This window comes from Exiguobacterium acetylicum (assembly GCF_019890935.1).
GTDB classification, from domain to species: Bacteria; Bacillota; Bacilli; order Exiguobacteriales; family Exiguobacteriaceae; genus Exiguobacterium_A; species Exiguobacterium_A abrahamii.
On record NZ_CP082333.1, the window covers coordinates 984,040 to 1,010,683 of the forward strand.

The 26,644-nt window shown below is 47.5% G+C and carries 26 protein-coding genes and 1 riboswitch; of the genes, 12 read left to right on the top strand and 14 right to left on the bottom strand.

Annotated elements, in window-relative coordinates:
- Nucleotides 1-76: 76 nt before the first annotated feature.
- The 7 genes from K7G97_RS05070 to K7G97_RS05100 all read right to left on the bottom strand — a co-directional run bounded on the left by K7G97_RS05070 (nt 77) and on the right by K7G97_RS05100 (nt 9,264).
- Nucleotides 77-547 carry a GNAT family N-acetyltransferase gene (locus K7G97_RS05070; protein WP_223041511.1) on the bottom strand — a complete coding sequence of 157 codons (471 nt, stop codon included), beginning with the start codon at nt 545-547 and terminating at the stop codon, nt 77-79.
- A gap of 16 nt (nt 548-563) precedes the next feature.
- The gene (locus tag K7G97_RS05075; RefSeq protein ID WP_223041512.1) at nt 564-2,537 is read right to left on the bottom strand and encodes a penicillin-binding transpeptidase domain-containing protein; all 1,974 of its coding nucleotides are present in this window, start codon (nt 2,535-2,537) and stop codon (nt 564-566) included.
- Between the two features lie 116 nt (nt 2,538-2,653).
- Nucleotides 2,654-3,370 (bottom strand): M23 family metallopeptidase, encoded by a 717-nt coding sequence (locus K7G97_RS05080; protein WP_149426982.1) that lies wholly within the window; start codon nt 3,368-3,370, stop codon nt 2,654-2,656.
- Between the two features lie 245 nt (nt 3,371-3,615).
- Entirely contained in the window at nt 3,616-4,509 is an 894-nt protein-coding gene (locus K7G97_RS05085) for a diacylglycerol/lipid kinase family protein (RefSeq protein ID WP_223041513.1), read from the bottom strand.
- A gap of 137 nt (nt 4,510-4,646) precedes the next feature.
- On the bottom strand, nt 4,647-6,110 hold the full coding sequence (locus K7G97_RS05090; protein ID WP_223041514.1) for an alanine/glycine:cation symporter family protein: 1,464 nt from the start codon (nt 6,108-6,110) through the stop codon (nt 4,647-4,649).
- Nucleotides 6,111-6,306: 196 nt separating this feature from the next.
- Nucleotides 6,307-8,106 (bottom strand): ribosomal protection-like ABC-F family protein, encoded by a 1,800-nt coding sequence (gene abc-f / locus K7G97_RS05095; RefSeq protein WP_223041515.1) that lies wholly within the window; start codon nt 8,104-8,106, stop codon nt 6,307-6,309.
- Between the two features lie 276 nt (nt 8,107-8,382).
- On the bottom strand, nt 8,383-9,264 hold the full coding sequence (locus tag K7G97_RS05100) for a DUF1002 domain-containing protein (protein ID WP_023467610.1): 882 nt from the start codon (nt 9,262-9,264) through the stop codon (nt 8,383-8,385).
- Nucleotides 9,265-9,457: 193 nt separating this feature from the next.
- Nucleotides 9,458-9,564: riboswitch (TPP riboswitch) on the top strand.
- A gap of 73 nt (nt 9,565-9,637) precedes the next feature.
- Between K7G97_RS05100 and tenA the strand changes: the two genes are divergently transcribed.
- Together tenA and K7G97_RS05110 are read left to right on the top strand one after the other, a co-directional pair.
- Nucleotides 9,638-10,333 carry a thiaminase II gene (gene tenA, locus K7G97_RS05105; RefSeq protein ID WP_223041516.1) on the top strand — a complete coding sequence of 232 codons (696 nt, stop codon included), beginning with the start codon at nt 9,638-9,640 and terminating at the stop codon, nt 10,331-10,333.
- A gap of 51 nt (nt 10,334-10,384) precedes the next feature.
- On the top strand, nt 10,385-10,681 hold the full coding sequence (locus K7G97_RS05110; RefSeq protein WP_223041517.1) for a hypothetical protein: 297 nt from the start codon (nt 10,385-10,387) through the stop codon (nt 10,679-10,681).
- A gap of 30 nt (nt 10,682-10,711) precedes the next feature.
- On the opposite strand, the gene K7G97_RS05115 is transcribed toward K7G97_RS05110, so the two are convergent.
- Both K7G97_RS05115 and K7G97_RS05120 read right to left on the bottom strand, forming a co-directional pair.
- The gene (locus tag K7G97_RS05115; protein ID WP_223041518.1) at nt 10,712-12,628 is read right to left on the bottom strand and encodes a glycoside hydrolase family 3 protein; all 1,917 of its coding nucleotides are present in this window, start codon (nt 12,626-12,628) and stop codon (nt 10,712-10,714) included.
- Between the two features lie 179 nt (nt 12,629-12,807).
- Nucleotides 12,808-13,581 carry a sporulation protein gene (locus tag K7G97_RS05120; protein WP_058705388.1) on the bottom strand — a complete coding sequence of 258 codons (774 nt, stop codon included), beginning with the start codon at nt 13,579-13,581 and terminating at the stop codon, nt 12,808-12,810.
- A gap of 110 nt (nt 13,582-13,691) precedes the next feature.
- On the opposite strand from K7G97_RS05120, the gene K7G97_RS05125 reads away from it, so the two are divergent.
- The 7 genes from K7G97_RS05125 (at nt 13,692) to K7G97_RS05155 (ending at nt 19,069) form a co-directional block, all read left to right on the top strand.
- Complete coding sequence (locus K7G97_RS05125; protein ID WP_223041519.1) at nt 13,692-14,876, top strand: class I SAM-dependent methyltransferase; 1,185 nt, start codon at nt 13,692-13,694, stop codon at nt 14,874-14,876.
- Nucleotides 14,877-14,906: 30 nt separating this feature from the next.
- Complete coding sequence (locus K7G97_RS05130; RefSeq protein WP_064300267.1) at nt 14,907-15,332, top strand: BrxA/BrxB family bacilliredoxin; 426 nt, start codon at nt 14,907-14,909, stop codon at nt 15,330-15,332.
- Nucleotides 15,333-15,621: 289 nt separating this feature from the next.
- Nucleotides 15,622-16,395, top strand: a complete 774-nt coding sequence (locus K7G97_RS05135) for a transporter substrate-binding domain-containing protein (protein ID WP_023467617.1) — start codon at nt 15,622-15,624, stop codon at nt 16,393-16,395.
- Nucleotides 16,396-16,452: 57 nt separating this feature from the next.
- Nucleotides 16,453-17,112 (top strand): amino acid ABC transporter permease, encoded by a 660-nt coding sequence (locus tag K7G97_RS05140; RefSeq protein ID WP_058705392.1) that lies wholly within the window; start codon nt 16,453-16,455, stop codon nt 17,110-17,112.
- A 13-nt stretch (nt 17,113-17,125) separates the two neighbouring features.
- Complete coding sequence (locus tag K7G97_RS05145) at nt 17,126-17,848, top strand: amino acid ABC transporter ATP-binding protein (RefSeq protein WP_041255311.1); 723 nt, start codon at nt 17,126-17,128, stop codon at nt 17,846-17,848.
- Between the two features lie 64 nt (nt 17,849-17,912).
- Nucleotides 17,913-18,449, top strand: coding sequence for a GNAT family N-acetyltransferase (locus K7G97_RS05150; protein ID WP_195865695.1), 537 nt, complete (start codon nt 17,913-17,915; stop codon nt 18,447-18,449).
- A complete protein-coding gene (locus K7G97_RS05155) occupies nt 18,431-19,069 on the top strand; it encodes an HD domain-containing protein (protein WP_223041520.1) in 639 nt (212 codons plus the stop codon). The genes K7G97_RS05150 and K7G97_RS05155 overlap by 19 nt, the downstream gene beginning before the upstream one ends.
- 65 nt (nt 19,070-19,134) lie before the next feature.
- On the opposite strand, the gene K7G97_RS05160 is transcribed toward K7G97_RS05155, so the two are convergent.
- The 4 genes from K7G97_RS05160 to K7G97_RS05175 form a co-directional block, all read right to left on the bottom strand.
- Nucleotides 19,135-19,848: a ZIP family metal transporter gene (locus K7G97_RS05160; protein WP_047390876.1), complete on the bottom strand. Its 714-nt coding sequence runs from the start codon at nt 19,846-19,848 to the stop codon at nt 19,135-19,137.
- Nucleotides 19,849-20,074: 226 nt separating this feature from the next.
- Nucleotides 20,075-20,839, bottom strand: coding sequence for a 2,4-dienoyl-CoA reductase (fadH, locus tag K7G97_RS05165; RefSeq protein WP_214724501.1), 765 nt, complete (start codon nt 20,837-20,839; stop codon nt 20,075-20,077).
- A gap of 85 nt (nt 20,840-20,924) precedes the next feature.
- Entirely contained in the window at nt 20,925-21,860 is a 936-nt protein-coding gene (locus tag K7G97_RS05170) for a manganese-dependent inorganic pyrophosphatase (protein ID WP_023467624.1), read from the bottom strand.
- Between the two features lie 57 nt (nt 21,861-21,917).
- Nucleotides 21,918-22,994 carry an N-acetylglucosaminidase gene (locus K7G97_RS05175; RefSeq protein WP_223041521.1) on the bottom strand — a complete coding sequence of 359 codons (1,077 nt, stop codon included), beginning with the start codon at nt 22,992-22,994 and terminating at the stop codon, nt 21,918-21,920.
- A gap of 76 nt (nt 22,995-23,070) precedes the next feature.
- Here K7G97_RS05175 and K7G97_RS05180 point away from each other — a divergent pair, with 76 nt between their 5' ends.
- Complete coding sequence (locus tag K7G97_RS05180) at nt 23,071-24,033, top strand: aromatic acid exporter family protein (RefSeq protein WP_262415798.1); 963 nt, start codon at nt 23,071-23,073, stop codon at nt 24,031-24,033.
- A 229-nt stretch (nt 24,034-24,262) separates the two neighbouring features.
- Nucleotides 24,263-25,387, top strand: a complete 1,125-nt coding sequence (locus K7G97_RS05185; RefSeq protein WP_023467628.1) for a M20/M25/M40 family metallo-hydrolase — start codon at nt 24,263-24,265, stop codon at nt 25,385-25,387.
- Nucleotides 25,388-25,449: 62 nt separating this feature from the next.
- Here the strand turns inward: K7G97_RS05185 and K7G97_RS05190 are convergent, their stop codons facing one another.
- Nucleotides 25,450-25,629 carry a hypothetical protein gene (locus tag K7G97_RS05190; protein ID WP_023467629.1) on the bottom strand — a complete coding sequence of 60 codons (180 nt, stop codon included), beginning with the start codon at nt 25,627-25,629 and terminating at the stop codon, nt 25,450-25,452.
- A 108-nt stretch (nt 25,630-25,737) separates the two neighbouring features.
- On the opposite strand from K7G97_RS05190, the gene rnz reads away from it, so the two are divergent.
- Nucleotides 25,738-26,643 carry a ribonuclease Z gene (rnz, locus tag K7G97_RS05195; RefSeq protein ID WP_223041523.1) on the top strand — a complete coding sequence of 302 codons (906 nt, stop codon included), beginning with the start codon at nt 25,738-25,740 and terminating at the stop codon, nt 26,641-26,643.
- Nucleotide 26,644 lies beyond the last annotated feature (1 nt).

A 26,644-nucleotide genomic window follows, 5' to 3' on the forward strand; every position in this document is an offset into this window, starting at 1 on the left:
CTTGTGTCTCGCCTGAGGAAAGGGCGTGAAAAGACGCGTCATTCTTTTTTGAGTCAGCTTCTTTTTCGTATAGATGTCACTGTTGAACGAGCGACTTTTGCAAGTTGGTATACAGCGGCTCGAATCCAAGTTCCTCGTAAAACGTGGCAGCACGATCGTTGACCGCCCAGACGTTCAATCGAACCGCAGCCACACCTCGTTCGAGCGCGAGCTCTTCTGCCGCCTGCATCAACTGACGACCAATTCCGGATGAACGATGGGAAGCATTGACACCGATATCGGTAATGTTCAAGATTCGGACAGGTGTGAATCGATTGGCTGCTGGAGCCGTCCATTTACCGAACAAGTAACCGGTGATGTCGTCTCCGTTGAATGCCGTCAGACAAAGGTGTTGTTCTGAATCGAGCATTTGTCCTAAGGAATCGAGCGTGTATGGCGTCAAAACATCCGGATTAAAATGAGACGATAACCGCTTATGATGCTCGAACGTCTCTGCCGTCAAGGAAAGCAGAACAGGGAGGTCTGGAGTACGGCTCGTACGGATCATCAAGAAATCACTCCGATCATCGATTTTGTTTGAGTACTTCGGCGACGAGTCCCGATACATAGGGACTGCCACGATCTTCTTTTTCGACCGATTCGATCATGATGGCAACGAGAAGATCTTTTTTGTCGTTATCGTAACCGACAAAGAAGCCATTCTCTTTTCCATCGGTTTCGCCTGCTTTTTTCAATTCTGCCGTACCGGTCTTACCGGCAACATCGACTTCCTTGATGTCAGCTGGGAGCGTATAACCGTTATGGACGACGTCATAAAGATCATCGCGAATCATCTTCGCGTCTTTCGCATCCAGCAGATTCTTTTTGAAGACTTGCTTCGTTTTTTCCTCTTGTAAAAGGGTCGGACGATAAATCGTTCCGTCAGTCAGGAAAATTTCATACATCGACGCTAGATGGAGAATGTTCGTCAGCATCTGTCCTTGTCCGTAGGACGTATCCATCAGCTGTCCATCTGAAGCAATCGTCCCGTCGTTTGAGATTTGAGAAGCGCGTAATGGATACGCAAACGGTAGTTTCTCTCCGTAGCCAAGTGCTTCAAGTCCAGACGTGAACGCCTTCGTTCCGACCTGTTCGAGTGTGGAGCGGGCGAAATAGATGTTATCTGAATACACGAGCGCATTGTGCAGATTAACGGGTGCTGGCGTCTCGTGAATCCGCGTGACGTTAAAACCATCGATCTTATTTTTCAGTCCATTGATCGTATAGGCTTTTTCCGGGTCGAGTGTTCCACTCTTTAAGCCAACCGCGGCCGTCAGGGGTTTTTGGGTCGAACCGGGCGCGAAGGCACTCGTGAATCGGTTCAACAATGGTTGATCCGGATCCTGCGTCAGTTCATCGAGTCGCGCTTGCGAGATCCCTGACATGAATTCAGAAGGATCAAAGCCAGGGGAGCTGAGTAAGACACGTGTCTCACCAGTCCGCGGATCGATTGCCGATGCCGTTCCTGGATCCTCTTTCATCGTGTCATACGTCTTTTTCTGAAGCGTAGCATCAATCGTCAACGGGATATCCTCACCATCCGTCGGTTTCGTTTCAGCGACGGTGACGCTTGATCCGTCTTTCTTTTGTAGAATGATCGAAGCTCCGGCTTTACCGCGTAACCGATCATCAAGGACTTGTTCGAGACCCCGTTTCCCGACCTGTTCGCCAGCTTGGATTTTATTTTTTGATTCTTTAATCTCGTCTGCTGTCGCTGAACCGATATAACCGATCAAGTGTGAAGCGGCCTTCCCGAGCGGATATGTTCGGACTTCCGTCTCCTTAACGCTGATACCTGGAATGTCACGCAATTTCGCAACCATTGCTTCGTCGGTCAGTGTTTTGAGCGGAACGAATTGTCCGTCCTTGACCCAACTTGCTTTTAAGGAATCTTCGACCGATGAGGTCGGGCGATCGAGCAACTCGGCAACTTGTGCGACATCTTTAAGTTGTCCTGCAGTTGCGCCGACAGCATATCCTTTACCAGAGGTCGCGAGCGGTTTATCGTTCGCATCAAGCAAATCACCGCGTTTCCCTTCAACGGTTTGTAACTGAACCTTGTCTTCTTTCTTAAAGTCTTTTAGAACAAACGAAGAGTCCCAGTCGATGAACCAGTTTTCTGTTTCTCCTTGTTTCTCGAATGTTAACGGGACTTGTTTATCATAAGCAACGGCTCCTGCCACCGTATCAAAAGAGATCCGCACAGGAAGGGACGCTTTTTCGTCATCCGTTGCTTCCTTTGCTTTCTTCCGTTCGACGGATAGCTTTTTGATATCAAGCGTTTTCGACAACTGTTTCGTCCGTTCGATGAATTCTTTTTTGCCGTATTCTTTTTTAGTAGCCGTACTCGCGTACGTATACATATTATCGTAATCTTGTTTCTCCCAAAGTTTGATGTAGGCATCAAGCCGTTCTTCAGGTGTCGGCTGATCTTGACAACCGGCAAGCAGTGTCACGCCGAAAGATGCTGATAGAATCAGGGGAATGGTTCGTTTCATGTGATTGTCCTCCTATATGGATGAGAGCCTTGAATATACCGTACCACTCCTGTCAGGAGATTTCATCTGAAACAAAAAAACGGACTTCTCATGGGGAGAAGTCCGGTGAATCAAACTTAGTTGAAGTAATTGAGTGGATTAACACTGTTTGCAGCAGACGTTCCGCTGTAGACGTAAGGACCGCGATGCATTTCGAAGTGGAGGTGCGCACCAAACGCGTTACCTGTTGCACCAATCGTACCGATTTTCGATCCTTTAGCAATCGTTTGTCCGACTGAAACAGAGCGACTGTTTAAGTGTGCATATACCGTCGTATATTGGATGCCATTGACGGTATGTGTCATCATGACATGATTTCCGTATGCGCCGTAATAACGGGATGTGATGACTTTACCGGCAGCCGATGCATAGACAGGTGTGCCTGTTGGAGCACCGATATCGATGCCGTTATGGAACGTATAACCGTAAACGCCGCTTGCAGCACCATATCCTTGCGTGATTGGACCGCTTGCTGGACGCGAGAATCCAGTTGTTGCTTTTGTTGATGTCGTCGTACTGTACTTTTTAACATATGTAGAAGAAACGTAGCGTGATGCGCCGCCATAAGAAATTTTCGTCCATGAACCGGAAACACCAAGATAATTGAATGTCTGTCCTGTATTGACGCTACCGACGATTTTATAAGCTGTTGATGGACCTGTACGAACACGAAGCCCGTCTGCTGTGACCTTTACTTTATATGTCGTTGCAGCTTCAACTTTCGAAGCACTCGTTGTTGCAAAACCTGAAACTACCAAAGCTGTCATTGTCATTGTTGTAAGTAAACGTTTCATTGAGTGTATTTCCTCCTTAAAAATCTGAAGCGACAGAACGGATCATTACAAAATTGTAAGATTTTATGTATAATTATTTATTTTAAAGAATGATTTTTCGCCTGAGATGATTATAGCATCGTCAATAACACGAAAATATTTCAAATATGTTTCAAAATTACGCTTTGTTAACATATATTGTAATGGATTAATAAGTAAAAAAGAACTGACAAAGAGTCAGTTCTTTTTTCTATGAACCTATACTGTTATTCAGCAGAAGAGGGTGAAAACACGGTTAAATGTTGCGGGAGCACTTCGACAGTCACAGGAACATGACCTGCTGTATCCCCATCGGCATTAATCGGCAATTCTTCTTTCGAGCGAATTTCGACACGTGTCGTCGTGAAGTGTTCGATTTGATCGGCTTTTGATAAGCCTCCCGTGATGAGTTTTGGTAATGCTTGGAGCGCATCAAAGAATCCAAGCTTCGTAATGATGAACCCATGCAGCAGTCCATCATCGACTTTTGCGTCTTCTGCAAAGGATTCGAATCCGCCGACGGAATTCGTCAAGGCGATGATCAACAAGTGGGCTTCTCCATCAAATTGTTTTTCAGCAGAGTTGATTTCGATTGGATACGGGCTATGATCCTTAAAAGCTTTCAAACCCTCAATGAAATAAGCGACCGATCCAAGTGACGTTTTTTGTTCGACGCTCACTTCTTCAACGGCTTCTGCAATCAGACCAACAGCGATGACGTTCATGAAGTAATGGTCATCATATTTACCGATATCGAGCGGCCGGGCAGGGGCGTCAGCTAGAATCTGAATCGCCTCTTCGGGATCCGTCGGAATGTGTAAAGCGCGTGATAAGTCATTGACCGTTCCGAGCGGCACGATCCCGAGTGTTGGGCGATGCGGTTGTTCGGCAATTCCGGTGATGACTTCATTGACCGTTCCGTCGCCTCCCATGGCGATGACAGCATCGTAATTAGACTGGGCAGCATGACGCGCAAATTCCGTCGCATCGTGTTCTTTTTCGGTGAACCGAACGTCGACGGTTTCAAAACGAGTAGCAAGCGTCTCTTCAGCGAGCGTCGCGTGTTTTTTTCCGAGTTCTTTTCCAGAAGACGGATTGATGATCAACATGGCTTGAGACAAGATGAATTCCTCCTTCAGGACAATCTGTTGACTTTTTCCCTGTCCGATGAAAACATAATCCAAATTCTTTTTTACAAATAAAAACACCGAGTAGGCACAAGGCTTACTCGGTGCTGAAGTTCGAACTCAGAAGTGATTTATTGTGATGGCGGCACTTCGCCAGCCGCAGGACGTGCTTCTTCTTCAACGTCCCAACACTCCGTATTTTCGATCCCGAGTGCTTTTGCTGAGAAGACAGGGTCGAGTCCCTGTTTCCGTTGTTCCTGATAATCTTTGATGACTTTGAGGGCGATGCCGCTCAAGAGGAGAATCGCCGTCATATTGATCAATGTCATGCCTGCCATGAAGAGATCGGCAAAACTCCATACCATACCCAGGCTAAGAACCGATCCGATGAAGACGAAGCCCATTGTCGCAATTCGAAAACCGAAGACGGCTGCTGGACTTTGTTTGATGAACTCGATGTTCGTCTCGCCGTAGTAGTAACTTCCAACGATCGAACTAAAAGCAAACAAGAAGACGCTGAGTGCGATGAATGGTGGAGCAATTGCACCAAATTCTTCGGAGAGCGCGTTTTGTAACATGCCGATTCCTTCGCCATTTCCAGCAGCATAACTATCACTGAGGAGAATGATCGTTGCTGTCGCTGTACAGACGATTAATGTATCAAGGAACACACCAAGTGTTTGCAAGAAACCTTGTTTTGCTGGGTGTGAGACTTCAGCCGCAGCAGCAGCGTTCGGAGCAGACCCCATTCCGGCTTCGTTTGAGAACAATCCACGTTTGACACCGAGTGAAATCGCAGCACCGACCGATCCACCGAATGCTTGCTCGATTCCGAAAGCACTTTTAAAGATCATTGCGAACACACCAGGAAGTTCCGTCAGGTTCGTGACGACGACATAAAGAGCAGCGAGCAAGTAAAGACCTGCCATGATAGGAACGATGATTGCAGAGAACTTCGCGACACGGTGGACACCACCAAAGATGACGAGACCCGTCAAGACGACGAGTGCAGCACCGACGACAGCTGTGTTGATACCGAACGCATTGTCAAAGGCAGCGGCAATCGTGTTCGATTGAACGGAGTTGAAAATAAGCCCGAATGTAACGGCAATCAAGATTGCAAAGACGATTCCGAGAGCCCGGTTCTTCAAGCCCTTTTCGATATAGTAGGCAGGACCACCACGGTACGCGTTCGATTTCGTATCGCGCACTTTATAAACTTGAGCCAGTGTACTTTCGATGAGAGCCGTCGCACCACCGAGAAGAGCGACCATCCACATCCAGAAGACGGCACCCGGTCCGCCGAGTGTGACGGCAATTGTGACACCGGCAAGGTTACCCGTACCGATTCGTGTCGCAGCACCGATGAAGAATGACTGGAGGGAAGTGATGCTTTCCCCATTATCGTCTGTTGTTTGTTCACTTTTATCGAGCGTGACGCGGAACATCTCTTTTAAGTACGTGAATTGGATGAAGCCAGTTCGGATCGTGAAGTAGATCCCGCCGCCGATCAATACGGCGATTAATACATACGACCATAAAATATTGTTGGCGTAATCGACACTTCCTTGAATGACTTGCTGAATGGCGTTCATGATGGTGTATTCCTCCCAAAGAATAATAAAAGCTATACGCTAAATTATACGAATTTTCTGAAAATAATCAACAAGGAATAAAATAAAATTTTAAAACTTAATAATGTTAGCTAAAAAAATCATACGATGAAATCTTGGGAATGAACGAAAAAACTGTCACTCTCGGTATCGAGAGTGACAGTCAAGGAAAGCTGAATCATCCATATTGTAGCAGCTGTTCGTATAGTTCATCGAGTTGCTGTTGGATACTTTTAGAAACGGTATCAGTCGATTTTTCACGTTTTGCTAATTTCTGTTCAAGCCGCTCGATCTGCACTTCCAACTCGTGTTGTGACAAGCGTTTTGGTTTTTGAGGGGTTACGTGAAGTGAAGAAGATATAGCGAACTCAGTACGCTTCTGTTGAGCATACGTATACGTACCATGATAACGCGTCAAACCATTTTCGAGCCACAAGATCTGCGGAAAAAGCCGATTCAAGAAATAGCGGTCGTGTGAGACGGCAATCAATGTACCAGAAAAGTTCTCGAGTGCTTCTTCGAGTGTCTCTCTTGATTCAATATCGAGATGGTTCGTCGGCTCGTCGAGAATTAAGACATTAATCGACGAATGAACGAGGACGGCGAGTTGCAATCGCACACGTTCGCCTCCGCTAAGTGACAAAATGGACCGAAAGACAGTTGGTCCAAAGAACAGGAACCGGGCTAGGATATGGCGGGCTTCTGCTTCTGGAACGGCAATCCGGTCTCTAAACCAGTCGATTAACCGTGCGTCCTCTTCGAAATGGGCATGCTGGGACAGGAAACCGATCCGATTCGATGGTCCACGCGTGAGTGTGCCTGCGTCTGGTGATAATTCGTCAAGCAGCAGTGAGAGCAACGTCGATTTCCCGCTTCCATTCGTTCCGACGATCGCGATCCGATCCTGTGCCATGATCTCGAACGAAACGTCATCAAAAATGTGGCGGGTTCCGTAAGCAAACGAGAGTTCTTCAGCACGAAAGACGACTTGGCTCGTGTGATCAGTGGAAGAAAAAGAGACGTCAGCGGTTTTGGCTTCGAGTTGTGGTCGTTTAATCCGTTCGATCCGCTCGAGTGCCCGTTCCATCGATTTTGCTTTACGGAATAATTTCTCACTCGGTGGAGATGCTTCGTTTGCCCATTGCCGGAGTCGACGAATCGCTTCCTTCATTTTCTTTATTTTTTTCTGTTGCTCTTGGTAGGCGTGGAACTGTTCCATCAAGCGACGTTCTCGTTCGACGACGAACGCGCTGTAGTTCCCTATATAGGCTGTCAGTTCACCGTCTTCGAGTTCAACGATCGAGGTGACGACGGCGTCTAAGAAGACCCGGTCGTGAGAGACGAGCAGGATGGTCCCTGTGTAGTCCCGTAAGAACTGCTCCAGCCATTCCACGGCAGCTAAATCGAGATGGTTCGTCGGTTCGTCAAGAATGAGCAGATTTGGCTCCATGAGTAACATGCGACCGAGACAAATCTTCGTCTGTTCACCACCGCTCAACTGGTGGAAAGGACGAGTGAGTAACGGACGAAGGTGTAACCCGTTCACCATGCGCTCGATCTTCGAGTCGAGTAGATAGCCATCCTTTTGTTCGAACGCATTCGTCGCTTCCGCATATCGCGCGAGTAACGCATCAAGATTCTCTGGTGCTGTCGCCATCATTTGCTCCAACTGTTGCATCCGAGAACGGATCACGAGAGTCTCTGCAAACGCTGTCCAAAGGACGTCGAGTCCGGTCATCGTCTCACTATATACAGGAAGTTGTTCCAAATAGCCGATCGTCAAACCGCTCTTTTGATAGATGACACCACCGTCCGGTTGCTCAAGGCGAGCAAGCAAGCGGAGTAATGTCGTCTTGCCACTCCCGTTTCGTCCAATCAGACCGACACGGTCGTGTTCGTTTAAGAAGAGGGAAACATCCGTTAAGATCGTTTCGCCTCCGAATTGTTTGGTTAGGTGTTGAATGTCGCAAATCATCATAATCAATTGATCCTTTCGCGCGCATCAAAAAAAGGAGAGCGCAAATAGCACTCTCCATCACGTGTGAAAGATGCGCTTTGCTGTATTTTTCAATCATGAAGTTCTAAAAAAGGGCAGACGGGTGCCTTAGAACGCCATTCCATGAAAAATCGCGCGCAACAGATACAATTGTTCCATCAACCAGTGTTTGCACGCGGCAAAGTCCATCTTTTCACACCACCTTTCGTTTCAGATATCTCTAGTTTACTATTTTTTTGTCAGTTACGGAAGTCTGAATTATTTGAACACACCCGCGATTGAACTGAAGAAGTCACTGAGTCCATCGAATAATTTAGCGAAGAAACCTTTCGTTTCTTCTGATGTTGCGAAGGCATGGATGTCTTGTCCCGCATTTTTGAGTCCACTTTCGATTTGTCCCCAGTTGATGTTCGCTTGCTCCATTTGATTGAATAGATTCGTCAACCGGTCCATTTGTGCGTCAGACAACTGGATATTGTTGTTTTGAATGACTTGGACGATCAGGTTTTCGATCTCGACTTTGGTTTCCGGTTTTTGATTGGCGATCTCAGCCTTGATCTCATTCATTAAGTCAGCGACTTTATCCGTGCCGACCGTTTTTCCGACGTCTGATGTGACCGATAATTCTTGCTGTGCTAAATCCTTACGTTCGTCACTTAACTTAATTCCAGTCTCAGCGGAAGTTTGATCGTACGCTTTCATGATTCCTGTCAGTGCCGATGTCCCGGTCACCTTGTAGGGAGAAGTGATCGTGATATCGGCATCTTTGACACCCGCTGTGACGAGAGCGTTGAGATACATATCCTTTGTCACCCATGTGATGTTCTCCGTCGAGACGGAAAGTCCATCACCTTTTTCCGTCAGTTCAATCTTAGCCGACGAATACATATTGCCACCTTTTTGCGATTGTGGAATATTTTTCCCGAGATATTTTTCTTCGTCAGCAGAGGTTGCGATGATTGGCGTGATGCCTTCCGGTGCATTGAGACGAGAAAGCACCCAAGCCTTATCCTTTGCGCCGAGCGACTCACCGAGTGTGACGATCGTCTTATCGACGACTTGTTCGGCAGATGCGGCTGTCGGAAGTAATAGAGCAGAAGCGATAACGGCTGACGCCATGATTTTTGTTGGTGTATGCATAATGAAATCCTCCAATTGTAAGTAACAGAATGAATTATAGTATCAGGTACTAAATTTAGTGTACGAGAACGAAAGAAGTTCGGAATCGGTCTGTAGATGGAGACGGCATCCGTCTTCTGACACTCCATAGTATAGCGAAAAGAGGACAACTTGACTTCCATTTTCAGCATGCTATAGTGAATTTGAATCGAATAATGACCACTAGGGGAGTCGGTAGACCGACTGAGACGAACGAAGACGTTCGGACCCTTTGAACCTGATTAAGTTCGTACTTACGGAGGGAAGTGGCGTCAAGTCTTGTTCTTCTTGCGCCATGCCCGTGTGTTTCGGGGTGGTGTTTTTTCGTTTCATACTAAACGAGGAGGATGAGATCATGACATTCACACAAGAAATCAAACAAGCGGCACAAGCGTATTGGGATAGTAGTTTTACGCACCCATTCGTACAAGGAATCGGGGAGGGGACGTTACCACTCTCGAAATTTCGGCATTATGTCATGCAGGATGCCTATTACTTAAAACACTTTGCGAAGATTCAAGCGAAGGCAGCGTCAAAAGCAGACGACTTCGCGACGATCGCGACACTTGCCGAACATGCGACTTCGACTTACGAGGCAGAGCTGAGCTTACATCAATCATTTTTTGAGCCGCTCGGTATTACGGAAGCAGATCTTGAAGTATTTGAACCGGCACCGACAGCATATGCGTACGTCTCGCACATGCATCATGCGAGTGAAGGAACGCTTGGAGAGACGATTGCTGCCATCTTGCCATGTTACTGGTTGTATTATGAAGTCGGGCAACAATTACTGACGTGTACACCGGAAGAGAAAATCTATCAGCAATGGATCGACACGTACAGCTCGGAATGGTTTGAAAAGGTCGTCTTTGAACAAATTGCACGGCTCGATGCGCTGGCGGAGCAAGCGAGCCCGACGGAACGCGAGCGGATGAAACGTCATTTCGTGACAAGTTGTTACTATGAGTTACTCTTCTGGCACATGGGGTGGACGGAAGAGACGTTTGCGTCAGTTTACGAAACGATTCCAGCACGAGCGGTATCTTCTTGAATCGCTAGATGGTAGAATTAGGAATACCATCTAGTGAAAGTAGGGATTGGAATGGAAATTATCGTGATTGCACTTGTAATCAGTGCAGCATATGCTGTACAACGAATGCTTGGTAAAGTCAAAGTAAGATTTCTTGGATACATCATTCCGATATTAATCGTGTTATCCGGTATATCTGCTTCGACGCGTAACTTTAAGGTAGCGTATAGCATGGGGAGCTACATTTCTGCTGTTCTTGTCATCATCGTCTATGCACTACTGACTTATTGGTTATACCGCGTCTACCATCGTGCGAAAGAAGAAGCTGAATATCCGTATCAATCACTAAAAGACCGAGGCATCCTTTAAGGAGCTTCGGTCTTTTGGTGTATCACGTCATCATTTTTTCCAGTTTTTAAAGCCGTCACCAAATTCGAGATGCAGTTTGTCGGTAAAGACACCGTTCTGAAAGACCGGCACATCAACCGGTAAAGTGCCTTGCGGTTTGAACGTTCCGAAGATTGCGCGGATACCTGCAGGCAGGTTCGGTCCCGCTGATTTCAGATTGCCTGCTTCGGAGTCTGGACCGTTCGGGTCGCCTTTGAAGCCATAGATGAGGACATGTGCCGGTGCGTCTGGTTGAACAGCGACATCGTATGGGTTACGGAGACTGAGCAGGACGGATGGTGTATCCGTTTGTTTCGCATAGCGGAAGATCGAAGCCGGAATGGCTTGTTCTGGTGCAGTAGGGAGTAGTTTAGCACTCGTGTTGACGTTGGAGCCGACGATGATGTAATCTGCTGCATCGAGTTGCGCCCGTAATGTCGGGTTTTGGTCGAGCGGTAGCGTAGTAGCCGAGTAATTCGCTGTCGTCACGTGCCAGTTCCGGTTCTTCGGTAAGGAAGCGATCGTCTTTTTCATGCTGTCCGTCTGATCCGCCGCCGGAGCGATCACAAGAACGTTGGCATTCTTTTTCGGTTTGAATGGTAACGTCCGCTGATCATTTTTCACGAGTGTGACCGCGGCTTCCGTCATCGCGCGTTCTTTTGCTTTATGCTCGGGACTGCCGACGATTTGGTTCGCTTGCGCGATTTTTTCAGCTAGGGATGTCGAATCAGTCGTACCGTTCCATATTCCACGTTCTGCCTTCAGCGTCAGAATCCGCTCGACCGATTGATCAATTCGTTTCTCTGAAAGGCGACCATCTTTGACCGCTGCGATCACGTCTTTAAAAATCTGGTCGAGCTTTTCGACATCTTGCTTGGAACGAAGAATCGTCGGCATAAGCGCGATGTCGACTCCAGCGTCAAACGTCTTTAAGACTGCTTCTGATTCCGTGAAGTTGTCGACGATCGCCTGCATGTTCAATGCGTCCGTGATGACGATGCCATCGTAGCCGAGCTTTTCGCGCAGTACGCCCGTGATGACGTCATCCGATAACGTCGCAGGTAACGGGAAGGTACCGTTTTTCGACGTGACGACTTCGGGTTCGATTTGCGGCATTCCGATATGTCCCGTCATGACCATATCGATGTCTTCAGCGATGGCTCGCTTGAACGGGACGAGCTCGACTTGTTCCAGTTCCTGCAGGGACCGATCGACGACCGGCAAGCCATAGTGGGAATCGGTCGCTGTATCGCCGTGACCCGGGAAGTGTTTGGCGGTCGCTGCGACGCCTTCATCCTGAATCCCCTTCATCAAAGCAGAACCGAGCGTGCCGACGAGCGCCGGATCACTCGAGAACGAGCGGACACCGATGACGGGATTTCCAGGGTTGCTGTTGACATCAAGATCCGGACCGAAGTTGACATTGATGCCGAGTGCATGCAGCTCGGAACCGATGATATGACCGGCATCATTCGCATATGCACTACTACGGGTCGCACCTAACGCCATATTGCCAGGTAAGTTCGTTCCTGTCCCGAGCCGAGTGACGATTCCGCCTTCTTGGTCGATCGTGACGAACAGCGGAATATCGTTGCTGTCGTCTTGTTTGACGACTTCTTGCATATCATGAACGAGTTTCGTCGTCTGTTCGGTTTCGCTGACGTTCTCAGCAAACAAGATGACGCCACCTAAATCATAGCGGTCGATGATGTTCGCGACTTCTGGGGCAAGCGACGTATGATTGCTACCATTCCACTGCCGGAAGTCCGGCATGATCATTTGCCCGATTTTTTGTTCGAGTGTCATCGTGTCGATTTTTTGACTGATCCGATCGGCTGAAGCCCCTGCCTCTGCCATGACAGGCAAACTACTTGAGACAAGTACTGCTGCGAGTCCGGCAGTTAACGTGAACTGTCCGATTTTTTTCATGATGTATGTCCTCCTTTAGTCAAACCGTGACTGGAATTCTTTTCAATACGGACAGTATAGCAAGAAGGTTATTTTAAAACAATATTTTATTTGTAAACGATTTCAAATTGAAATAAAATTCAATAAAAAAGTGACTCCCCCTGAAGAGGAATCACTTTCAAGTAAATTCAATCGATTAATCAGCTATAGCGTTCCACGATGCTTGTCAGCTGACGTTCGACGAACGATTGATCTTGCAGTTCACTATTAGACAGACGCAATTTGATCATCGACTCATCCGCACCAGCCATTTCACTGAATAATGATCCGAGACTGTGCGCACGACGGTCGACTTGGACGATTAAATCAATCCCAGATCCGTCTTGAAGCATGATAATTTCGATCTCATCCAGTTTATGAGCGTAGTGTGTATTGCGAGCTGAATACTCAAGCTCCTGAGCAATCGGTAAATCTTTCCGGAATCGTCCAGGTAATTTTTCCGTGTCGGCTTTTTTCAATCGGAAGCCAAGTGACTCCATGGCATCTAAGACTGTTGCTTGGTAACGGTTTGCTTCGACGATGACGGCGTCACGGTCCGATGGATCGACGGCTTGAGCGATGTCGAGACCCGTCTCGATCCACGATTTCGATTGACTGACCGAGAGTGGCGTATTCAGCGGTACGCGTAATGTAAAGGGAATTTCCCGCTCGACACCCGCTTCAATCGTGAACTTCGCTTCATTTAAAGCAAACCGGTCGAGAGTGAAGGTCGTAAACGTCGTGCTATCATTGACTTCTTGTTTGTACTGCGTGTTGAATTCAAGATAAATCCGGTCAATTTCTTGATCGACGTTTCCGCCCTTGATATGGACAACACCGTGGATCTGACCGCCTGGTTCACAGCGATCATCCGTCAACCGTGTGTCGACCGTAGCGGCACCGATTCCGATTTGTGAGAGAATTTTTTTGAACATGATGAATTCCTCCTTTTGATTATGTGCGAATGATGAAGCGTGTAAACTTGTCGAACAGGTACGAATTTGCTACAGTTTCGAAAGAACATCAGAAAAGGACGGGACGACTAGTGGAACTACATGAATTAAAAGCGAGTCTTGCCTCGCAAATCACGCAAGGAACACTGATCCATGCAACGATAAGTAATCCGCGTCAAAAATCAAATGATCTCCGACGAATCAAGGTAAAACCGATTCTATTAAGAGATACGGTGATGATGCAGGTAGAGTTTCAATTTGAACGCGTTATGAAGCATGAAAATATTTTAGTGGACGATTTCGTCGGGCGACTCGATGACTGGTTCACGGAATTCCGCCAATTCTTATTCCGTTTTGAAGAAGAGGAATGGCAGTTCCAGCTCTCGAAAAAGCTGAAAGTCGCGCTCAAGACATCCAAAAAAGAGCCGATGAAAGCTCTCTTGTCGCATGACCGCAAAAAAACCTATCTATTAGAAGACGGTGTACCGGTTCCGTTTCTGATTCGCTTAGGCGTCATGACGGAAGCGGGTCAAGTCAAAAAACAGAAGTACGATAAGTTTAAACAAATCAATCGCTTTCTTGAATTCGTCGAGGATAGCATCGCTGCCTTGCCAAAAGGAAAAAAACTCCGGATCTTGGACTTCGGCTGCGGGAAGTCGTATTTGACGTTTGCTCTCTATCATTATCTAAAAGTCGTCAAAGGATTCGACCTCGAAGTGACAGGTCTTGATTTAAAGAAAGAAGTCATCGAAGAATGTACACAAATTGCGCGTGATCTGGATTATACCGATCTGACATTCCGTGTCGGAGACGTTCATGATTACACAGGGGAGACGGAAGTCGACCTGATGGTGACACTTCACGCTTGTGATGTCGCAACCGACGTCGCACTCGCACGAGCTGTTGACTGGAATGCATCGGTCATCCTGAGCGTACCGTGCTGTCAAAAGGAATTGAACCGTCAACTGGACTGTTCGCCTCTCGATGTCATGCTCCAGCACGGACTGATTAAAGAAAAATTCGCGTCACTGGCGACAGACTCGATTCGTGCCGAGTTGCTGACGCTCGTTGGATATGAAGCGCAATTGCTCGAATTCATCGATCTTGAGCACACACCGAAGAACATCTTGATTCGCGCATACAAACAAAACAAGCGACCAACGGAAGAGAAAATCGATCGCTACATCGCGTTCCGTGATTTGTTGCATGCCCGACCATTTTTAGAAACTGAATTAAGCGGCAGACTTGGACAGATTTCACCGAAACTCGTACAATAAGAAGGAGAACGAATCAAAGGAGGCAATACGATGGATTTCCAAATGTATTTTGAAGATGTCGTCCAAACAGCCCGCAAAGAAGCGCAAGCTGCTGGATTTGAAGAATTAACGACGCCAGAGAGCGTGGATGAAGCAATGAAACGCGAAGGGTTAACACTTGTCCTTGTCAATTCAGTATGTGGATGTGCTGGCGGGATCGCCCGTCCTGCTGCAGCATACGTTAATCGGAAAGAGGGCATCAAGCCCGATCATTTCGTCACGGTATTCGCTGGACAAGATCGCGAAGCGACAGACCGTGCGCGTGAATACTTCGAAGGTTATCCACCTTCATCTCCATCATTTGCATTAATGCAAGATGGAAACATCCTCTCGATGGTCGAGCGGTTCGACATCGAATCGTTCACGGCAGAAGAGGTCGTCGACAAACTTGAATCATTGATTGAAATCTACGCATAAGCAAAGAAGGCTCCTGATAAAGGAGTCTTTTTTTTTGCGCATTCATGAGATTAAAATAATAAATTCCAAAATTGAAAGCGTTTGCAAAATTGTATAAAAAGTCATTTATGCATGATTTATGAATAGAAACTCAAAAAAATTTATATATTTATGCTTTACAGTGAATAAATATTCGTATATCCTAAAAGCAATAGAACAGGTCAGGCTTTTCGGTATTGAATTGGACATACACATAAGTCATACTATTGTTAAAGTTCTGACAATTGAGCGTTGGAAGGGGAAAACTCGAATGAAAAAATTATTAGCAACGGCAATGGCAGGCATTCTGGCAGTCACGATGGCAGCATGTGGCGCTTCGGAAGAATCAACAGGTGGATCAAGCAAAAGCGATAAAGTATTGACGATGGGAACGTCAGCGGATTACTTCCCATTTGAATACATCGATACGAAAAAAGGAGAGGACATCGTCGGGTTCGACGTTGCGATCGCCAAGGAAGTCACGAAAAATCTCGGGTATGACTTAAAAATCGAAGACATGGAATTTGGTAGCTTACTTGGTGCCCTCAGCTCAGGTCGTGTCGATTTTGTCATGGCGGGCATGACACCAACAGAAGAGCGTAAGAAAAACGCTGACTTCACGGATATCTACTTCGAATCAAAAAACTTAGTCATGACGAAAGATAAAGCGATCAGTTCGGAAGACGAACTCAAAGGCAAAAAAATCGGTGTCCAACTTGGTTCGATCCAAGAGGGACTCGCAAAAGATCGCTTTAAAGATAGCGAAGCGGTTCCTTTAAATAAAATTCCAGAAATCATTCAAGAATTGAATACAGGTCGGATTGATGCCCTCATCATCGAGGATGCAGTTGCCGTCAAATACATGGATCAAGACGCATCCCTGAAAACGTACCAGATTAAAGAAGATGGTCCGGCTGGATCAGCGATCGCCTTTAAAAAAGGCGATAAGATGCGTGACGATTTCAACAAAGAGTTGAAGAAGATGATCGACAGTGGTGAAATCGATAAATTGGCAGAAGAATGGTTCCAAAAAGAAGCAAAATAAGTCAAGTGCATGGGGGTGGGGGTAACCTCATCCCTTTTGTGCGACGTTAGGAGATTGATTATGATAGACTTTACAAAGATTCAAGATTCAATTCCATATATTCTTGAGGGGATTCCGGTCCTGTTCCAAGTCGTCATCGTGGCAGCCATTGCCGGGATGCTGATCGGAATCGTCGTCGCGGCACTGAAAATCACGAAAAGCCGTTTCCTCCGTTTCATTGGTCATACGTATACGGCGATTTTCCGGGGAACCCCACTGATCTTGCAACTGGCGATCGTCCACTTTGGATTACCACAGTTGACAGGGTATGTCACGACAGGATACCAATCGGCAATCATCGCCTTCTCCTTGAACTCCGGAGCGTATATTTCGGAAATCATTCGGGCAGGGATTCAGGCTGTCGATCGTGGGCAGTGGGAAGCGGCAGATGCGCTCGGTATTTCGTATTTCAAACAACTTCGTTCGATCATTTTGCCACAAGCCTTTAAAAACATCCTTCCAGCGATCATGAACGAATTGATCACGTTGACGAAGGAATCGGCACTCGTCTCGACGGTCGGTGTGCTCGACGTCATGCGTCGTGCGCAAATCGTTGGAGGAGAAAAGGCGATTTATTTCGAACCATTGTTGTTTGCCGGATTCGTATATTTTGTTCTCGTCATGGGATTGAGCTTGATAGGCCAACAAGTCGAAAAAGCTATGAGAAAGAGTGGGTAATCAGATGGAACCTATGATCCAAGTCACCGATTTGCATAAGCAGTTCGGAAAATTAGAAGTATTAAAAGGTATCTCGACGACAGTTACACGCGGTGAAGTCGTCGCTGTCATCGGACCGTCGGGATCCGGTAAATCAACATTTTTGCGGTGTATCAACTTACTGGAGCAACCGACAAGTGGAACAATCATCGTTGATGGTTTTGAACTAACGAAACCAAAAGCAAATATCTCAAAAGCACGTCAGAACATCGGTATGGTGTTCCAACAATTTAACTTGTTCCCACATAAGTCTGTTCTTGATAACTTGACGTACGCTCCAATCAACGTCCTCGGTATCTCAAAAGACGAAGCAGTCAAGCGGGCAGAGACATTACTTGAACGTGTCGGTCTAGCTGAAAAACGCGATAATTATCCGAACCAGTTGTCAGGTGGACAAAAACAACGGGTCGCGATCGCACGTGCCCTTGCGATGGAACCGAACGTCATGTTGTTTGATGAACCGACGTCTGCGCTTGACCCGGAGATGGTTAATGAAGTGCTGGACGTCATGAAACAACTGGCGGAAAGTGGAATGACGATGGTCATCGTCACCCACGAGATGGGCTTTGCTAAAGAAGTCGCTGATCGTGTCCTGTTCCTCGATGAAGGCATTTTAATGGAAGAAGGTTCACCAGTCGAACTCTTCGACAATCCGAAGACGGACCGGGCGAAAAAATTCCTCGAAAAAGTTTTATGAGCACAGTACGCTAACTCTGAAAAAGGGTTAGCGTTTTTCGGTTTTTAGTAGAGGGGGGATAAGAATGAAAAAACTGCTTGAAGGTCATCATACTCGGCTGACGCGTTTTCAATCGGAAGATACCGAGGTGATGCAACGTCTACTCGACGATGTAACGTTTGCCCGCCATTTCAGTGCGACGCCATACCGTCACTTATCAATGGACAAGATTGAACAGATGATGGCGACGGATGCACCGGAGACGTTCCGGTTTGCCATTCGCAATTTTGAAGATGAACGGATGATCGGTGTCGTCGCGTTAGAAGATATTCTATTTACACACGGAACGGCATGGCTGATGATCGGCATCGATCCGGATTGTGAAGGGCAAGGATATGCGACGGATGCGCTACAGACGATACTAGAGTACGCCTTCTTAGAGCTGAATTTGTACCGGATTCAATTGACGGTCTTTGAGTATAATACACGTGCGGTTAAGCTGTACGAACGCCTTGGATTCGTTCAGGAAGGTAGATACCGTGCCTTTTTACGACGAGACGGAGAGCGGCATGATATGTTACTGTACGGATTACTTGAACCAGAATGGAGGGATCGCCAATGATTCAAGAAACAGAAATCTTCGTCCGGTCGTTTCATGCGACGGACTTTTCAGGTCATGATTATGCCCACATTGAACGGGTTCGTCGTTTAGCGTTACATATTGCTAAACAAGAAGGTGGGAACGTCAAGATCATCGAACTGGCGGCCTTACTTCATGATGTAGCAGATAGTAAACTCGGGGGAACGGCAGAGACGGTCGCGACCTTCTTACAAGGAAAAGTGACGGAAGAAGAACAGGAACAGATTCTAGACATCATCACGAGCCTGTCCTATAAAGACGGTACACGCCCACCGATGCAAACAATCGAAGGGCAAGTCGTTCAAGATGCTGATCGTCTCGATGCTATCGGTGCAATCGGGATTGCGCGCACATTTCAGTTCGCTGGGCGGTTCGGGGAGCCGATGCATGTACCTGGACTAGCACCACGAGAACCGGGTGACCGAACGGGAGAGACGAGTGCCCTGAATCATTTTGAAGAAAAGTTATTTCGACTAAAAGATTTAATGAATACGAAAACAGCACTTCATTTAGCAGAGGAGCGACATCGCTACATGGAAGAGTTCGTTAATCGTTTTAAGCAGGAATGGGAGGGTGCAACGGGAGAAATAGGTGATATGTAAATCGTTTTAAACACATAAGGCGCGTTGTCCGGTTCATTTTCCAGACAACGCGCCTTATGTTGGATTTAACTAAGGATGATGGCAGTAATTAACCCAAGTGCTGCGAACAGACCAACGATCGCACCACCTTCCTCGTGAGCTTCCGGCATCATCGTCGAAGCAAGCATCGCAATGATCCCACCGCTTGCGAAGCCACCGATCATGGCGAATTGCATGTCCGGGAGTTCTGCGAGAATCGTGTAGCCGGCGAGAGAAGCAAGGGCGGAGATCAACCAGACGACTCCCCACATCAGTAATACTTTGTTCTTCGAAAAGCCATCTTTTCGCAAACCGGTCGTACTCGATAAGCCTTCCGGGATGTTGCTGACGAAAATCGCCGCGACGAGTGCCGCGCTGACATTTCCCGATAACAGACTGGCACCGATCATGATTGATTCCGGGATCGCATCAAGAATCGTCCCGAAGAAAATCGCTGTTCCCGTGCCTTCGTTCCCACCAGACGAGCGTTTCCGTTTACTCGCGCCGCGTGACGAAACGAATAGGTCGAAGCCCGTAAAGACGAGTGCTCCGACAATGAAAGAGATCGCGACGACGAGTGTCGTTGACTTCTTTAATGCTTCATCGAGTAACTCGAACGTCGCTGCTCCAATCAAGATCCCGGTCCCAAACGACATGATGTAACCGATCAGGCGTTGTTTTAATGGTAAGTACAATCCGAACAGGGCACCGATGACAACGGCACCACCTGCTAGCGCTCCCCAACCGAACGCTTCCCACATACGATCGCCTCCTTCTTGTCCTTTCTACCTGTTCTAGATAATTCATAAACATAGCGAAAAGAAAGAAAAAAGTTCGCGACGCATGCAAGGGACTGACTTAAAAAAGAATGACGCGTCTTTTCACGTCCTTTCCTCAGCCAAGATACAAAATCCTGTAGGAGTGGCGTGAAACGCATCATTCTTATCTTTGTAGAGACCGACTTCTTGAGTCATTACATCTCAAACATTAGAACGGTTGTTTATTTAACCAATGTCCACCGTCAAGAGCGATACATTCTCCGTTCAAGTAGCGGGCTTGATCTGACACCATCCACGTTGCAAGTGTTGCGATCTCTTCCGGTGTCCCGAATCGACCGAGCGGGACGTTGCGACGAATTCGTTCCGCGTGTTCTGGTGATAATGCGAGTTTATCAGCACCACCTGTCCGTTCGATCGGTCCCGGACTGATCGCGTTGACACGGGCTTGATATTTATAGCCCCATTCGACAGCAAGCGTCCGCGTCAAGTTCAGGACGCCGGCTTTCGCAGCGGCACTCGGAGCGACACCAGCGCCGGCCTGCCACGCATAAGACGCAACGATGTTGACGATTTGTCCGCCAACGACTTGATCTTCCTGCCATCCTTTGACCAGAGCGTGACAGCAGTTGAATGTCCCGTTGAGGACGATATCGATGACCGTCTTCCATCCATTTGGTGATAACTCGTCGGTCGGGCAGATGAAGTTCCCGGCAGCATTGTTGATCAATGCCTCGAGACGACCGAACCGTTCGCGTGCTTGATTGACTGCAGCCAGACAAGCGTCCGCATCACGGACATCCATCTGAATCGTCAGATGTTCGCCTTGAATCTGACCCAATGCTTCATCCATTAGTCGCAAGCGTTCCGCGTCGCGTCCTGTAACGACGACATTCCAGCCGGCTTCTTTTAAGGCGAGCGCCATCGCTTTCCCCATTCCGTTCGTTCCACCCGTCACCATGATCGTTTGTGTCATATTGATTCCTCCTTTATGTAATGAATGAACAGCCATTCATATTCTGTATTCAAAAAAGAAGGAGCGAACTCCTTCTTTTTCTGACTTATTGTGTTGCAAGAGCTGTATCTGTTAAGACAGGAACGACTTGTTTCTTACGTGATACGACACCTTCGAGGTAAACAAGGTTGTTTGTCGCTTCAAGACCGTAAGCACGCTCGACGAGATTTGCTTCTTTCCCGAGGACGAGTCCGACTGAGTTGTTCGTCAAGATATCCGTGACGATGAAGACGAATAGATCAAGACCTTTTGCAAGGATGACTTCGTTGATCGCTGTTTCGAGTTCTTCTTGGCGAAGTAAGACTTCAGCTGTATCGACCGTGTTGACTTGAGCGATTTCGACTTTGAGTGTTCCCATCGTGAATTCTTTTGCATCAAGTGAGATCAATTCAGGAACGGATTTTTTCGAGAGATCAGCTCCAGCTTTGAGCATCTCAAGACCGTAGACGTTCGCATCGACACCAGCGATTTCTGCGAGTTCACGTGCTGCGATGATATCTTGCTCCGTGCAAGTCGGCGATTTGAACAGGAGCGAGTCAGAAATGATCGCTGATAACATCAACCCAGCGATTTCTGGTTTGATGGCAACACCATGCTCTTTGTAGAGTTTGTTCAGGATCGTTGCTGTACAGCCGACCGGTTCTGCCCGGTAGTAAACAGGGTCTGATGTCTCGAAGTTTGCGATCCGGTGATGGTCGATGACTTCTGTTACGGTAACAGCGTCGATATCGTTCGCACTTTGTTGACGTTCGTTGTGGTCGACTAAAATGACGTGTGACGCTTCCGTCGCGACTTCTGTCACGAGACGTGGTGCTGAAACTTTGAACGTATCGAGTGCGAATAACGTTTCATCATTCATTTCACCGAGGCGGATGGCTTCGGCATTGACACCGAGTGCTTTCTTTAATTCTGCATAAGCGATTGCCGATGTGATCGTATCGGTATCAGGATTCTTGTGACCAAATACTAAAACTTTTTCCATGACGTGTTCACTCCTCAATGATTGTTGTCTCGCCCTATAGTGTATCATATCTCGGATTTAGAAAGCGTTCATTTTCACCATGATACCAGCGATTTTTTCACTCCAGAAAGGGTCTGACGCGTAAAAGACGTTCATGCCTTTTTGTTTGTTCCCAAGGTACGCCCCGCGGAAATAACGTCCATCCCGATCAAGATAATCCTTTGCGATGAATCGACCGGTCTGCTCGATCGAGTCCGTCAAGGATTTATAGACGGTCGCATCTTCTCCCGGTGCGGAATCGGTCGCATTGACGCCGAACAAGTTATTTTTCTCGCGGGCAATCTCAGACCGTCCATAATCGGATTCGTGAATCGCATGTGCAAGCAGATAGGCCGCGTTGACACGGTATTTCTTTTCAACGGACTTAAAGACGTTTCCTTTACCGATCAAGGGACTGTCCGGTGCTTGCTCCTTGATGAACGCATCGAGTTGTTTGGCACTAAGACGCGTCGGTTTCGTCAAATCACGTGTTAATGTCTTCGATTCAACATATTTGCTCGTCCGAGGCGTCGTTTTCGTTGCTTCGCCTGCAACGATCAGTCCACCAAGTCCGCTGTCCGCGACGATGTAGTGAAGGAGACGATCACCTTTCGTCTGATAATACGATGCATTCGAGACACGTTCTGCGGGGAAAGGGCGTAAGCGGTCCGTCGGGACATGACCTGTCACGCCGGCGATGCTGACACGACTTGTCTGTTCCCCGAATTCAAGCAACTGGACACGTGTGCCGGAAGCGACGTACGTGAGCCGTTTCTTTAACTCAGGGTCACGATGAATCGATAGGATACCACGATCGTCGACGATCCCAGTACCTGGTCCACCGAGGTAGACGTAGCGGTCGTCCGATGAACGTTTCACCGCACCACGCTGACCCGCATATTCCTTCGCCTCGGCGAACGTCTGGAACTCTTGCTCGTTGATTTTACCTTTTTCATAGCGCTCAGCCGAATAAGGCGCTGGTGGGGTTAAGACGGTCTTCGGTTCCTCGCGGAGCCAAAAGAACAAGAGAACTCCGATGAGGAAGAAAAAAAGTAATCCTTTTATCGAACCGGTCCGGCGCACGGGGCGACCGGGGCGGATAGTGCGTGTCGTCAAAGTAAATCACGTCCTTTAAAAAGCAATGGACATTCCTGTCCAACGTAGGTAGTCTAACAAAGAAAAACAAAAGGGGGTGAACCTGTTGCAAATCGGTTATCGCACGCTGAAGACAGCGGTCGCTGCTGCGCTCGCGATGTGGATCGCAGAACAACTCAAGCTCGACTATTACGTCTTCGCTGCCATCATCGCCATCTTGAGCATCCAGTCGACACGAAAGAAGACGTTCCGGTCTTCTTACGAACGCATCATGGCATCATTACTTGCTATCGTGCTCGGATTCATTCTATTCGAGGTCATCGGCTATCGTCCGGTAACGTTATTGATCTATTTCATTTTATTCCTTCCATCCGTTCAACGCCTCCGACTTCAGGACGGTTTCATCACGAGTGTCGTCATTCTGACACATTTGTATACGGAGCGTCAGCTCAACCTGCACATCCTGTTAAATGAAGCCTTATTGCTTGGCATTGGTGTTGGTGTCGGATTGCTTGTCAACATGTACATGCCAAGTCTCGATTTATTGATTGACGACCGACGAGAAAAGATTGATCAACGGATCGCTGCCTTATTCTTCGAAGTCGCCGCTGCGATTGAAACAGGGCGGGTCAATCATCATGCGTTGACGCTTGACGAGACAGAACGTCTGTTACGTGAAGGGAAGGATGCCGCCTTAAAACGGATGGGAAACGCGATCGGTCGTCGGAACGATGACGAAGATTATGCCTACTTCCGGATGCGCGAACAACAATTCGAGTTACTGCGCGGTATCGTCCATCATGCCGAGGAACTGGTCCTCGTCGTCGAAGAAGGAAAAAAAGTCGCCGACTTCTTTCGGACGATTGGTGACAATGTCCGACCTGAAGCCGACGCAATGGTGTACATTTCAAAACTCGAGGCATTATTGACACGTTTTCGTGCCTCTGCCTTACCCGTCACGCGGGAAGAGTTCGAGGTTCGCTCTGCCTTACTGCATATGTTACAAGAAGCGGAGCAGTATTTACGTTTAAAACAACGTTACGTCAATCAAAAGAAATAAAACATCGTCGAAGCGAACGTGCCGATCAGGAAGATTGCTAAAATCCCGATCGTCGTCCATTTGATGATGCGTTGTTGTTTCGATGGTTTTGCCATATCCACTACTCCTCTCTTACATCAACTGATTAATGCCATTGTACAAACAACCTTTCAGAAGTGCAAATGACGATGGGGATGGTATACTAAAAAAGCGCTAGTGGATTGAAACATATTAAGAGGAGGGTTTTGTCATGGTCAATGAACAACGTGTATTAGATACGTTTTTAGAACTTGTCCAGATCGATTCGGAATCAAAAGAGGAGGCACGCATTTGTGCTCACTTGAAAAAAACGTTCGAGGATCTCGGATGTGAGGTGTTCGAGGATGACGCTTCGTCCAAGACGGAACATAAAGGAAACAATTTAATCGTCACGCTTCCAGCAACAAAAGAAGGCGTCGATAAAATTTATTTCACTTCCCATATGGATACGGTATTCCCGGGGCAAGGCATTAAACCAATCATCGAGGACGGTTACGTCAAGACGGACGGCACAACGATTCTTGGGGCAGATGATAAAACAGGTCTCGCATCTCTGATTGAACTCGTGCATGTATTGAATGAAACGAAACAACCGCACGGAAAAATTCAGTTCGTCATCACAGTCGGTGAAGAATCTGGGCTCGTCGGTGCGATGGTTCTTGATCCATCCAAAATCGATGCCGATTATGGTTTTGCACTTGATTCAGATGGAAAAGTCGGAGACATCATTACGGCTGCTCCAACGCAAGCAAAAGTCAATGCGAAGATTTTCGGGAAAACAGCTCACGCTGGTGTAGCACCGGAAAAAGGTGTCTCGGCGATTACGATTGCTTCGAAAGCGATCGCGAAAATGCCGCTCGGTCGGATCGATGAAGAGACGACAGCGAACATCGGACGGTTCAGCGGTGGTGGTCCATCAACGAACATCGTTTGTGATTATGTCGAAATCTTCGCGGAAGCACGGTCACTCGTCGCTCCGAAGATGGAGGCACAGACAGAGAAGATGAAAGCGGCGTTTGAAGAAGCAGCAGCAGAGCTTGGTGGTCGTGCTGAAGTTGAAGTCAAAGTCATGTACCCAGGCTTCAAGTTCGAGGATGGAGATCAAGTCGTCGAAGTCGCGAAAGCAGCGATCACACAACTCGGACGCACGCCACGCCTCTTACATTCTGGTGGCGGATCAGATGCCAACGTCATTGCTGGTTTTGGTATCCCAACGGTCAACTTGGCTGTCGGATATGAAGATATCCACACGACGAATGAGAAGATGCCGATCGAAGAACTCGTCAAAACAGCGGAACTTTGCGTGACGCTAGTCGATTACATCACGAACAAATAAGCTGATGAAACACAAAAAAGAGTGTACCGCAACATTGCGGTACACTCTTTATCATTGTACGATTAAACTACTTGAGGACGATCAACATATTCCATAGACTCTAGAACGAGTTCTTCTGTACATAATAAGGTCGAAGCGATTTCATCGATTTGAATCGACTTTCCGTATTTTTGCCGATAACTCTCGTTCAGTTTGCGGGCTTCCCGGACGATGCGGGCATAGGTCCGTTCAATCTTAGTCATGGAAAAAACCACCTTCCAAATCTGAATAGGTACAGTTTACCATGCTTCAACAGAAGAAAGGTGTATTTTGTGTATAAAAAATGCTAATTTTACGAAAAGGGGAAAAAGATGGAATTTTATTTTTTAGGGACAGGAGCCGGTATGCCGTCGAAACAACGAAACGTCACATCGATTGCCTTGTTACACCCCAAAATGACCTGGTTGTTCGATTGTGGAGAGGCGACGCAACATCAAATCTTACACAGTCCAATCAAACCACGGAAAGTCAACGCGATCTTCATCACCCATTTACACGGGGATCATATCTTTGGGTTACCAGGATTCATTAGTACAAGAGCAGCGCTGGAAGGCACGACACCGCTAACAATCTATGGACCAACCGGGATCAAAGAATGGATGGACGCGACATTACGCATCACAGGAACATATCTACGTTATCCACTCCGGATCGTTGAAGTCGAAGACGGTCAAACCTATGAACAGGACGGATTCCGCGTGACGGCGAGGTCGCTTGAGCATCGTTTCCCGGCGTTTGGCTACCGACTCGAAGGACCAGAAGAGCGGGGCGCCTTGCGTGTAGATGCACTGAAGGCACTAGGAGTGCCATCCGGTCCGATTTATCGCCGAATCACACTGGAAGAAACTTTCGAATTCGAAGGAACGGTCTATCCATCGTCCGACTTTTTAGAGTCACCAAAACCAGGTGTCAAGCTAGCCGTTCTTGGCGATACGATGCCGTGCGCAGCCTCAATCGAACTGGCGCGAGACGTTGATGTATTAGTCCATGAAGCAACGTTTGCCGATCGAGAAGTCGAACATGCGGGACGCTTCGGTCACTCGACCGCTCGACAGGCAGCTGTCATTGCAGAAACGGCACAAGCGAAAAAGCTTCTATTGACGCACGTTTCCGCTCGTTATGTCGATCAAGAGGAAGTACTGGAACAAGAGGCGCGAGAAGTATTCGCGAACAGCCATCTCATGTTTGATCACCGGGTCGTCCCGGTCAAAGGATAGA

Coding starts and splice junctions, on each gene's coding strand:
- K7G97_RS05080 (WP_149426982.1), bottom strand. CDS start 3,370: ATGAAACGTTTACTTACAACAATGACAATGACAGCTTTGGTAGTTTCA.
- K7G97_RS05070 (WP_223041511.1), bottom strand. CDS start 547: ATGATCCGTACGAGCCGTACTCCAGACCTCCCTGTTCTGCTTTCCTTG.
- rnz (WP_223041523.1), top strand. CDS start 25,738: ATGGAATTTTATTTTTTAGGGACAGGAGCCGGTATGCCGTCGAAACAA.
- K7G97_RS05115 (WP_223041518.1), bottom strand. CDS start 12,628: ATGAAAAAAATCGGACAGTTCACGTTAACTGCCGGACTCGCAGCAGTA.
- K7G97_RS05170 (WP_023467624.1), bottom strand. CDS start 21,860: ATGGAAAAAGTTTTAGTATTTGGTCACAAGAATCCTGATACCGATACG.
- K7G97_RS05130 (WP_064300267.1), top strand. CDS start 14,907: ATGGATTTCCAAATGTATTTTGAAGATGTCGTCCAAACAGCCCGCAAA.
- K7G97_RS05150 (WP_195865695.1), top strand. CDS start 17,913: ATGAAAAAACTGCTTGAAGGTCATCATACTCGGCTGACGCGTTTTCAA.
- fadH (WP_214724501.1), bottom strand. CDS start 20,839: ATGACACAAACGATCATGGTGACGGGTGGAACGAACGGAATGGGGAAA.
- K7G97_RS05135 (WP_023467617.1), top strand. CDS start 15,622: ATGAAAAAATTATTAGCAACGGCAATGGCAGGCATTCTGGCAGTCACG.
- K7G97_RS05160 (WP_047390876.1), bottom strand. CDS start 19,848: ATGTGGGAAGCGTTCGGTTGGGGAGCGCTAGCAGGTGGTGCCGTTGTC.
- K7G97_RS05120 (WP_058705388.1), bottom strand. CDS start 13,581: ATGTTCAAAAAAATTCTCTCACAAATCGGAATCGGTGCCGCTACGGTC.
- abc-f (WP_223041515.1), bottom strand. CDS start 8,106: ATGATGATTTGCGACATTCAACACCTAACCAAACAATTCGGAGGCGAA.
- K7G97_RS05075 (WP_223041512.1), bottom strand. CDS start 2,537: ATGAAACGAACCATTCCCCTGATTCTATCAGCATCTTTCGGCGTGACA.
- K7G97_RS05155 (WP_223041520.1), top strand. CDS start 18,431: ATGGAGGGATCGCCAATGATTCAAGAAACAGAAATCTTCGTCCGGTCG.
- K7G97_RS05145 (WP_041255311.1), top strand. CDS start 17,126: ATGATCCAAGTCACCGATTTGCATAAGCAGTTCGGAAAATTAGAAGTA.
- K7G97_RS05110 (WP_223041517.1), top strand. CDS start 10,385: ATGGAAATTATCGTGATTGCACTTGTAATCAGTGCAGCATATGCTGTA.
- K7G97_RS05190 (WP_023467629.1), bottom strand. CDS start 25,629: ATGACTAAGATTGAACGGACCTATGCCCGCATCGTCCGGGAAGCCCGC.
- tenA (WP_223041516.1), top strand. CDS start 9,638: ATGACATTCACACAAGAAATCAAACAAGCGGCACAAGCGTATTGGGAT.
- K7G97_RS05100 (WP_023467610.1), bottom strand. CDS start 9,264: ATGCATACACCAACAAAAATCATGGCGTCAGCCGTTATCGCTTCTGCT.
- K7G97_RS05090 (WP_223041514.1), bottom strand. CDS start 6,110: ATGAACGCCATTCAGCAAGTCATTCAAGGAAGTGTCGATTACGCCAAC.
- K7G97_RS05185 (WP_023467628.1), top strand. CDS start 24,263: ATGGTCAATGAACAACGTGTATTAGATACGTTTTTAGAACTTGTCCAG.